Source organism: Gordonia sp. NPDC003376, assembly GCF_053589235.1.
Window position 1 is genome coordinate 394,257 of sequence record NZ_JBSFRM010000002.1, and the last position, 9,851, is coordinate 404,107.

Annotated in this window: 7 protein-coding genes; 4 read left to right on the forward strand and 3 right to left on the reverse strand. The window is 69.7% G+C overall.

What is annotated here, in order from left to right:
- Window positions 1–203: 203 nt before the first annotated feature.
- Together ACWDUA_RS04015 and ACWDUA_RS04020 are read right to left on the reverse strand one after the other, a co-directional pair.
- Window positions 204–1,007, reverse strand: a complete 804-nt coding sequence (locus ACWDUA_RS04015) for an alpha/beta fold hydrolase (protein WP_449749723.1) — start codon at window positions 1,005–1,007, stop codon at window positions 204–206.
- Window positions 1,008–1,109: 102 nt separating this feature from the next.
- Window positions 1,110–2,684 (reverse strand): cobyric acid synthase, encoded by a 1,575-nt coding sequence (locus tag ACWDUA_RS04020; protein WP_449749688.1) that lies wholly within the window; start codon window positions 2,682–2,684, stop codon window positions 1,110–1,112.
- A 168-nt stretch (window positions 2,685–2,852) separates the two neighbouring features.
- On the opposite strand from ACWDUA_RS04020, the gene ACWDUA_RS04025 reads away from it, so the two are divergent.
- On the forward strand, window positions 2,853–5,132 hold the full coding sequence (locus ACWDUA_RS04025; protein WP_449749689.1) for an RCC1 domain-containing protein: 2,280 nt from the start codon (window positions 2,853–2,855) through the stop codon (window positions 5,130–5,132).
- Window positions 5,133–5,161: 29 nt separating this feature from the next.
- On the opposite strand, the gene map is transcribed toward ACWDUA_RS04025, so the two are convergent.
- Window positions 5,162–6,025, reverse strand: coding sequence for a type I methionyl aminopeptidase (map, locus tag ACWDUA_RS04030; RefSeq protein ID WP_449749690.1), 864 nt, complete (start codon window positions 6,023–6,025; stop codon window positions 5,162–5,164).
- A 255-nt stretch (window positions 6,026–6,280) separates the two neighbouring features.
- Here map and ACWDUA_RS04035 point away from each other — a divergent pair, with 255 nt between their 5' ends.
- The 3 genes from ACWDUA_RS04035 (at window position 6,281) to ACWDUA_RS04045 (ending at window position 9,211) form a co-directional block, all read left to right on the forward strand.
- Window positions 6,281–7,267, forward strand: a complete 987-nt coding sequence (locus ACWDUA_RS04035; RefSeq protein WP_449749724.1) for a heme/hemin ABC transporter substrate-binding protein — start codon at window positions 6,281–6,283, stop codon at window positions 7,265–7,267.
- On the forward strand, window positions 7,264–8,349 hold the full coding sequence (locus tag ACWDUA_RS04040; RefSeq protein WP_449749691.1) for a FecCD family ABC transporter permease: 1,086 nt from the start codon (window positions 7,264–7,266) through the stop codon (window positions 8,347–8,349). Before ACWDUA_RS04035 ends, ACWDUA_RS04040 begins: the two co-directional genes overlap by 4 nt.
- Window positions 8,350–8,416: 67 nt before the next feature.
- On the forward strand, window positions 8,417–9,211 hold the full coding sequence (locus ACWDUA_RS04045) for a heme ABC transporter ATP-binding protein (RefSeq protein ID WP_449749725.1): 795 nt from the start codon (window positions 8,417–8,419) through the stop codon (window positions 9,209–9,211).
- The last annotated feature ends 640 nt before the right edge of the window (window positions 9,212–9,851 follow it).

Sequence of the window (9,851 nt, forward strand, 5' to 3'; positions counted from 1 at the left end):
CGAGGACCCGAGTCGAAATCTCCGCCGCTTCCGTGGTGTGGCGACCACCTCAGCGGTGGCCGGGTCGCCGAACCCGGCCGGCAGAGGTTTCGACACACCTCGTCGCTCGGCGGATTCAAGGGGTCAACCAGCCGCTGCCACAGGCCGTCCGACCGGCGCGAGACCCCCGCTCAGAACACCGTCGAGCGGAGCGAGACCCCCGCTCAGAACACCGTCGAGCGGAGCGCGATCTCGCTGGCGAGCGCGGCGGGCGCGTTCTCGGGAACCCAGTGATCGACGCCGGGGAGCACGCACAGGCGGAACTCCGAGTACGCGTACCGGCCGCTGAGTTCGGCCTGCTCGCGGCCGAGAACGCTGTCCTGGTCACCCCATACCATCGTCGTCGGAATCTCGACGGGAGCGCACGCCATGGTCTTGGCTATGTCGCCGGTGAAGTTCGCGCGGTACCAGTTGAGGGCGGCGTCGAGCATGCCCGGCTCGGTCAGCGGTGTGATCTCGTCGGCGGTCACACCGGCCCGCCGCAGCAGCGCACCGCTGCCGGCGAGCAGCTTCTCGGCCGCCCCCTCGGCGACGAAATCCTTGATGTAGGACGACTTCTCACGTTGGTCGCCGACTTTCAGCGCGTCTCGGGCGGCAGACGGGTGCCCGGCGCTCACCGCGACCAGGCCGGTGAACCGACCGGGATGGCGGGCGGCGAGATGCCATGCCACCAATGATCCCCAGTCGTGCCCGACGAGCAGCGCATAGTGCACCCCGAGGGCGTCGAGCACACCGATCACGTCGGCGACCAGATTGTCGATCCGATAGTCGTCGACGGCCTGGGGCCGTGCACCCGGGCTGTAGCCGCGTTGATCGACGGTGATGGTGCGCAGTCCGGACTCGTGCAGCCGCGGCACCACCTCGGCGTAGCACGAACTGTTCACCGGGAATCCGTGTAACAGGATCACCCATGGACCGCGATCCGGTCCCCCGACCTCGACCTCGAAGGTCAACCCACCCACATCCACAGCACGTCGTTCCGTGTCCACGCGTCCAGCCTAGGTGATCGCCACCACGCCCGACCCGCTCGCCGGCCGACCACCACCGGTGGTCGGCGACGAGCGGCCCGTTCAGCGCCCGCCGGGACCCAGCGCGTGGGTGATCTCGGGAAGTGTGGGGTCGGCACCGCGGCCGATGATGTCGCACACCGCATCGAGATCGAGCGACTCGGCGACGAGGTCGGCGATCCGGTCGACCTGCGCGGCGCGGACTGCGCCGAAGTGCAGGTCAGGGGCGGTGATGAAGCCGGGCTTGCCGACAGCCACCGCCACCTCGCGCACGAATGCGCGACGGAACTCGTCCGAGGCGAGCAGCCCGTGCCAGTGAGTCCCCACCACCGATCCGCTCCGGGCCCCCTCGATGCCGTGGACGTCGTCACGAATCCACGGCTGCTCTCGCGATCGGACCACCCGGCCGTGGTGGATCTCATATCCCCCGATCCTGTGCTCGGTCGCAGCTCCGATCGCGCCCCTGCCGGTGACCTGTCGCAGCACCTTGTCCGGGTGAAACACGATGTCGAGGTCGAGCAGTCCCAGCCCCGGCACCGGACCGTCGTGGGCGGTGCCGATGGCCTCGACCGGGTCGTCGATGCTGCGGGCCAGCATCTGGAACCCGCCGCAGATCCCGAGGACCGGTCGTCGTGCGGCGGCCCGATCGGCCAGGGCTACGTCGATGCCCCGCTCCCGCAGCCACGCCAGGTCGGCCAGGGTCGCGCGCGTGCCGGGCAGCACGGCGAGATCTGCGGCGCGCACCGATGCGGGGTCGTCGACCCACATCACGTCGACGCCGGGTTCGCAGGCGAGGGCCTCGACGTCGGTGGAGTTGGATATCCGTGGCAACCGGATCGCGGCCACCGAGAGCCGCGGACCCGACACCGGCATCACGTCGTGCGGCGGGCCGACGCGTCGACCGACCGGTGAGGCCAGCGAATCCTCGGCATCGATCCAGAGTCCGGTGTCGAAGGGCAACACCCCGAGGGTGCGCCGGCCGGTCAACGCCTGCAGCTCGTCGAGGCCGGGTTCGAGGATGCCGACGTCACCGCGGAACTTGTTGATCACATATCCGGCGATCCGGGCCTGGTCGGCGGCACCGAGGATCGCGGTGGTGCCGAACAGGTGTGCCAGCGAGCCGCCGCGGTCGATGTCGGTGACCAGCACCACGGGCAGATCCGCAGCCTGGGCGAGCCCGAGGTTCGCGATGTCGCCCGATCGCAGGTTGATCTCCGCGACCGACCCCGCTCCCTCGCAGATGACGACGTCGAAATCGGTTCGCAGGGAGGCGAGTTCGTCGGTGACGACGTCCAGTAGATGCGCGCGGCGTGCGATGTAGTCACGAGCACCGACGTCTCCGGCGGGTTGCCCCCGCACGATCACATGCGAGCGCCGGTCCCCACCAGGCTTGAGCAGGACCGGGTTGAACCGGGTCGACGGTTCCAGGCCGCATGCGTACGCCTGGAAGGCCTGCGCCCGCCCGATCTCCCCACCGTCGGGGGTGACCACCGAGTTGTTGGACATGTTCTGGGCCTTGAACGGCGCCACCCGTACGCCCTGCCGCACCAGCGCCCGGCACAGGCCCGCGACGACGAGACTCTTTCCCGCATCCGAGCTGGTCCCGCCGACCAGCAACGCACCCCGCAGACCGCTCACCACGGTCAGGGTAGACGCGCCGGGACGACCCGTCTGGTGTCGGGTATTCGAAGCACGCGGACGCGGTGCGACAGGGTGTGTGCGCGCCGACCCGATAGTGTGGGCCGCGAATCATCCGGGGCCGGCGAGATCGCCGGACCGGAAGTCCTGGGAGGGGGCCGGACCATCGTGTCATCGCTCGAACCCGGTTCGGCCTTCGCCGGATACCGGGTCATCGGTCTGCTCGGTGCCGGCGGCATGGGGCAGGTGTATCTGGTCGAGCATCCCGCACTCGGCCGGCGCGAGGCCCTCAAGATCGTCTCGCCGACCGGAGACGCGGACTTCGGTGAACGCTTCACCAACGAGGCTCGGACCGCGGCATCGCTGGACCATCCCGGGATCGTCACCGTCTACGCCTACGGCGTCGAGAGCGGGTCGGCGTGGTTCACCATGCGCTACCTCGACGGCGCCGACCTGGGCGGTTCCGGGGCGCTGCCGCCCACCGATGTCGACCACATCGTCACGCGTGCGGCCGCGGCGCTCGACTACGCCCACGGCCGACGCGTCATCCACCGCGACATCAAACCGGCGAACATCGTGATCACGCGGGACGAGCAGGGGCATCCGGACCGGGTGACGGTGCTCGACTTCGGGATCGCCCGGCTGATCGACGCACCCAAGATGACCGCGACCAACGCCTTCATCGGCACCCTGACCTACGCCGCACCCGAGACGCTGTCGGGGGCAGCGGCCGGGCCCGCCTCGGATCAGTATGCATTGGCGTGCACCGCCTTCGAACTCCTCACCGGCACCACCCCCTTCCGCGGTGACACCCCGGGCGCTCTGATCACCGGACATGTCACCGCTCCGATCCCGCGGATCGGTGACCGTGCCCCGATCCTCGCCGGTCTCGACCCGGTGTTCCGCCGGGCCCTCGCCAAGAATCCGGCCGACCGGTTCGGCTCGTGTCGCGAGTTCGCCGCGGCGCTGAGCGCCGCATCGACGGGTCTGCCGCCGGTGGCCGCCACCGCGGTCGGTGGTCCGATGGGACCGCGCGGCACCCAGACCCTGTCCACACCCCCGATCCAGAGAATCCCGCCCGTCCAGCCCAACCCACCTGTCCAGCCCATCCCACCGGTGCAGCCCGGCGCCCCCGGCTCGCCGACGCCGGGCGTGGCCCCGTATCCGGGGACCGTTCATCCGGCGTGGCAGACGCCACCGCCCAACCCGCAGTACGGGCGGCCATCCGCGCCGGCGCCACCACCGACCGGCGGGCCGAAGAACCGCACCGGACTCATCGTCGGCGCCGCCGCGGGCGTGCTGCTGCTGGTGGCCGCGATCACCGGGATCGCGGTGTGGGCGGCGAACTCCGGCGGTTCGGACACTCGGGCCGCCGACACCACGCAGGTCGATCCGTCCACCTCCGGCACCCCGTCGGGTTCCACCGCGGTCGCGGCAGGCCAGTGGGCGGCGATCGCCACCGACGGCCAGTCCTCCTGCGCGCTGCGGGACGGGTCGGTGTACTGCTGGGGCAGCAACGATCGCGGCACCCTCGGCGACGGCACCACCACCAGCCGCCCGGCCCCCACCCGGATCTCCGGACTGGCGGACGTGACGGCCATCGCGTTGGGCGGTCTCGGTTCGGCGTGCGCGATCAGCGACGGCGACGTCTACTGCTGGGGGGCCAACCTCGTCGGCGGCGCGCCGTCGGAGTACACCACGCCCACCCGGGTGGACGGCGTTCGCAATGTATCGGCGATCAGCGTCGGACTCGCGACCTGCGCTATCAGCGGCGGTGATCTCTACTGCTGGGGCAACAACGTCTACGGGCAGACCGGCGACCCGGCCGCCGCGGGATTCCAGAAGACGCCCACCAAGGTCTCCGGGCTCAGTGATGTCCGCGCGGTGAGCGCCAACACCAACAACACGTGCGCGGTGACCGGTGACGGTGCCGCCTGGTGCTGGGGCAAGAACGATCAGGGCCAGGTCGGTGACGGCACCACCACCGTCCGCAAGACCCCCACCAAGGTGTCCGGACTGACCGGAGTCACCGCGATCGACACCGGGCTGGACTCGATGTGCGCGATCGCCGACGGCACCCCGTGGTGCTGGGGCTCCAACGGCAGCGGGCAGCTCGGCAACGGCACCGAACAATCCAGCAGCACCCCCGTCCGCGTCGGCGGGGTGGGCGGCGCCCGACAGATCGCCACGGTGATCTCGGGGGCATGCGCGTCGGCGAGCGGCGGGGACGTGTGGTGCTGGGGATCCCGCAGCAGCGCGTCGAACCACACCGCGGCGCAGATCAGCGGGATCAGCGGGGTCACCGATCTCACGTCCGGCTCGGTGAACCTGTGCGCGGTGGCCACGGCGCAGCTCTACTGCTGGGGCCTCAACAGCCAGGGCCAACTCGGCGACGGCGGAACCGAGTCCAGCATCAACGAGCCGGTCCGTGTTCGTGAACCGGCCTGAACGGCGGGCCGCGAGCGCGGCCCGCCGATTCACGCGTCGGGCAGGGTGAGGATCTCCGCACCGGTGTCGGTGACGACGATGGTGTGCTCGAACTGCGCGGTCCAGCGGCGGTCGGCGGTCACCACCGTCCATCCGTCGTCCCACATCTCCCAGGGCAGTCCGCCGAGGTTGATCATCGGCTCGATGGTGAAGACCATGCCGGGCTCGATCACGGTCTCGACGTTCGGCTGGTCGTAATGCAACACGATCAGCCCGTTGTGGAAGGTCTCCCCGATCCCGTGACCGGTGAAGTCGCGGACCACGGTGTATCCGAAGCGGTTGGCGTAGGACTCGATCACGCGGCCGACGACATTGAGTTCGCGGCCCGGCTTGACCGCCTTGATCGCACGTTCGGTGGCGATTCGGGTGCGCTCGACGAGCTCACGGGCCTCCTCGGACACCTCGCCGGCCAGGAAGGTCGCATTGGTGTCGCCGTGCGCGCCGTCGATGTAGGCGGTGACGTCGATGTTGACGATGTCCCCGTCGGCGATCACCGTCGAATCCGGGATGCCGTGGCAGATCACCTCGTTCAGCGAGGTGCAGCACGACTTGGGAAAGTCCTTGTAGCCCAGGGTCGACGGGTAGGCGCCGTGGTCGATCATGTAGTCGTGCGCGATCCGGTCGAGCTCGTCGGTGGTGACACCCGGGGCGACCGCCTTCCCTGCCTCGGCGAGCGCATTCGCGGCGATCTTGCTCGCCACCCGGACCTTCTCGATCACCTCGGGGGTCTGCACCCACGGCTCATGGCCCTCGTTGACGGTGGGCTTCCACGCGTACTCGGGACGTGCGATCGCGTCGGGCACCTCGCGGATGGGCGTGGGCGTGCCGGGTTTCAGTGGAGCGCGAACTGTCATGCGTTTCAGCTTAGGGGCCGTCCGCATGGGCCGGTGTGGGTGTCACCCTGCCGCGCGGGCCCGGGGCCCGGCGCGTGATCGTCTGGGCTCGGTGAGCCCGGACGGAGCGCGGCCACCCCGGTGACCAAGGTTAGACTAAGCAACATTCCCAGGGGTGCGTCCGATCCCGCGGCGTCACCCCAGACGAGCGGAGGTTCCCCAGTGTGTCGGCGCAACCGGTTGACGACATGTCTGTTCGCCGCCCTGACCACGGCGATGATCGTGGTGGTCACCGGGTGCAGCACCGCACCGATCGAGTCGTCCGGCGCGTCGGTGGATGCCACCGCCACCCTGCGCTCGGGTCCGCAGACCGCCGACCTGCCCTCCGCCGACGTCGTGCCGGTGACCACCGATCCGCAGGTCACCCTCCCGGTCACGGTGCCGTCGATCGGCCACGGCACCACCACCGTCACCGACGTCGGCCGGATCATCGCGATCGACCGCAACGCGACGCTGTCGAACATCGTGTTCTCGCTGGGGCTGGGCGGCAAGGTGGTCGGCCGTGACACGTCCACCGTCTTTCCCGCCACTGCCGACCTGCCCCTGGTGTCCAACACCGGGCACCAGCTCAACGCCGAGAAGGTCCTCCAACTGAACCCGTCGGTCGTGCTGGTCACCGAGGGCACCACCCCGAGCCAGGCGATCGACCAGCTGCGCAACTCCGGAATCCCGGTGGTGGAGTTCACCTCCGAGCGCACCGTCGCGTCCACACCCACCCTCATCCGGTCGGTGGCCGCGGCACTCGGCGTGGTGCCGGCCGGTGAGCAGCTCGTCGCGCGGACGCAATCGCAGATCGACGCGGCCAAGCGGGCCGTCCCGGACCCGTCGGGCCATCCTCGCATGGCCTTCCTCTACATCCGCGGGCCGCGACTGGTGCTGATCGCCGGACCCGACTCCGGTGCCGACGATCTGATCACGAACCTCGGTGGTGTCGACGCCGGCACCGCGAGCGGGTTCACCTCGGCCTTCACCGCCGTCACGGCGGAGAAGCTGTTGCAGGCCGACCCGCAGGTGATCCTGGTGATGACACAGGGGGCCGGCTCGGTGGGCGGTCTCGACGGTGTGCTCGCCCTGCCCGGTGTCGCGGCCACCGACGCCGGTCGCGCCCGCCGCGTCGTGCAGATGGACGAGACCGAGGTCCTGTCCTTCGGGCCGGATGTCGGCCAGGTCCTCGCCGCGCTGGTGAAGGCCATCTACGTATGAGCACCTCCCCCACCACGACATCCGTGAAGCCCGGCGCCCCTCGCCCGCACGGCCGGGTGTCCGGACCGATCGTGATCGTGGTGCTGCTGGTCGCGACCGCGGCGGTCGCCCTCTTCTCGGCGACCATCGGCCAGATCCCCATCCCGCCGATGGAGGTCCTGGGCAGCATCGCCCACCACTGGGGCCTCGACCTCGGGTCGCTGCCCACCCACCCGCAGGGTGAGCACACGCTGTGGGTGGTGCGGTTCCCGCGGATCGTGCTGGGTCTCGTCGTCGGCGCCGCGCTCGGCGCGGCCGGATGTCTCATGCAGGGTGTGCTGGCCAACCCGTTGGCCGAGCCCGGTGTCGTGGGCGTCTCGTCGGGGGCCGCGGTGGGTGCCTGCGTGATGATCGTCATCGGCGGTGTCGGCGTCAACGACTGGGCGATGGCCGGGGCCGCGTTCGTGGCCGCCCTGCTGACCACCGCCGGCGTCTACGTACTGTCGCTGCGCGACGGTGCGTCGTCACCGATCATGTTGGTACTCACCGGTATCGCGGTCAACGCCTTCGCCCTGGGCATCATCTCGTATCTGACCTTCGTGGCCACCACCGCCGCCCGCGAGCAGATCGTGTTCTGGCAGCTCGGATCATTGGCCGGGGCATCATGGACGGCGGTGTGGGTGTCGTTGCCACTGGCCGTGGCCGGGATCGCCGCCGCCATGGCCCTGGTCCACAAACTCGACCTGCTCGCCCTCGGCGAGATCCAGGCCGCCGCCCTCGGCGTGAAGGTGGAGGTGGTGCGACGACAGGCGATCGTACTGGTCGCGATCCTCACCGCCGCGGCCGTCGCGTTCACCGGAATCATCGCCTTCGTCGGCCTCGTCGTGCCGCACGTGATGCGGCTGATCGTGGGTCCCCGCCACGCGGTGCTGTTGCCCGCCAGCGTGATCGGCGGTGCACTGGTGCTGGCGGCGGCCGATCTGGCGTCACGCACCGTGCTCGGCGGCGCCGACCTCCCCCTCGGGGTGTTCACCTCGCTGGTCGGCGGCCCGGTGTTCTTCATCTTGTTGCGCCGCAACCGCAACGCGGGAGCGGGATTCTGACGTGACCGATTCCGTGAACCCCGCCGACGCCACCGATCGCGGCATCCCCACAGATCTCGCGGACCTCGTGCCGCCGTTGCGGACGCCCGATCCGTCAGCCGGGATCGTCGGCGAGCGCGTCGAGGTGGCCTTCGGCGACCAGACGATCCTCGCCGGGGTCGACCTCGATATCCGCCCGGGCGAGCTCGTCGCCCTGGTCGGCCCCAACGGTTGCGGCAAGTCGACGTTGCTGTCGGTGCTGTCGGGGATGCGCAAACCCCGCACGGGCCGGGTCCTGCTCGACGGCACCGACATCGCGCACACGCACGAGCGTGACCGGGCCCGGCTGCGGTCCTTGGTCACCCAGCACAATCGGGTGGACACGCCGTTCACCGTCGGCGAGGTGGTATCGATGGGTCGCTACCCGTGGCTGCGGACCCCACAGGCCGCCGACTCGCCGAGGATGATCGCCGAGGCGATCGACCGCTGCGACCTGTCCGGCATCGTCAATCGGCCGTTCCCGCACCTGTCCGGCGGCCAGCAGGCACGGGTGTCGCTGGCCCGGGCGCTGGCCCAGAACACCCCGATCATGATGCTCGACGAGCCGACCGCCGCCCTCGACATCCGTCATCAGGAGCAGGTGCTGCAGGTGCTCACCGAGCATCGGCGGTCCGGGGCGACGATCTTGTTGGTGGTCCACGATCTGACCCTCGCCGCGGCCTACGCCGATCGGGTCGCGCTGATGAAGGACGGTCACATCGTCGCCTACGGCGAGACCCGCCAGGTGATGACCGAGACCCTGCTGGCCCACATCTACGACCACCCGGTGGACATCTTCGAGCGCGACGGCCGCCTGATCGTGCTGCCGCAACGCGCGTCCTGACGACTCTCCCCCATCGGCTCGACCGCCAACGGCCCGTTGCTGATTGAGCCGGTCCTCCTTCGATGATCAAGCCGGTCCCCCCTCGATGATCAAGCCGGTCCCCCCTCGATGATCGAGCCGGTCCCCCCTCGATGATCGAGCCGGTCCCCCCTCGATGATTGAGCCGGGACCGAGCGAAGCGAGGACCCGAGTCGAAATCTCCGCAGCGTGCGTTTGGTGGTGACCGCCTCAACAGTGGTCACGGTGACGAGCTCGGCCGACAGAGGTTTCGACACGCCTCGTCGCTTCGCTCCTCATCGGCTCAACCACCAACCGTTTCTTGCTGATTGAGCCGGGACCGAGCGAAGCGAGGACCCGAGTCGAAATCTCCGCAGCGTGCGTTTGGTGGTGACCGCCTCAACAGTGGTCACGGTGACGAGCTCGGCCGACAGAGGTTTCGACACGCCTCGTCGCTACGCTCCTCATCGGCTCAACCACCAACCGTTTCTTGCTGATTGAGCCGGGACCGAGCGAAGCGAGGACCCGAGTCGAAATCTCCGCAGCGTGCGTTTGGTGGTGACCGCCTCAACAGTGGTCACGGTGACGAGCTCGGCCGACAGAGGTTTCGACACGCCTCGTCGCTACGCTCCTCATCGGCTCA

What these genes read in the sequence shown, in the direction of transcription:
- ACWDUA_RS04035 (WP_449749724.1), top strand. Translation starts at nt 6,281, where the DNA reads ATGATCGTGGTGGTCACCGGGTGCAGCACCGCACCGATCGAGTCGTCC.
- map (WP_449749690.1), bottom strand. Translation starts at nt 6,025, where the DNA reads ATGACAGTTCGCGCTCCACTGAAACCCGGCACGCCCACGCCCATCCGC.
- ACWDUA_RS04040 (WP_449749691.1), top strand. Translation starts at nt 7,264, where the DNA reads ATGAGCACCTCCCCCACCACGACATCCGTGAAGCCCGGCGCCCCTCGC.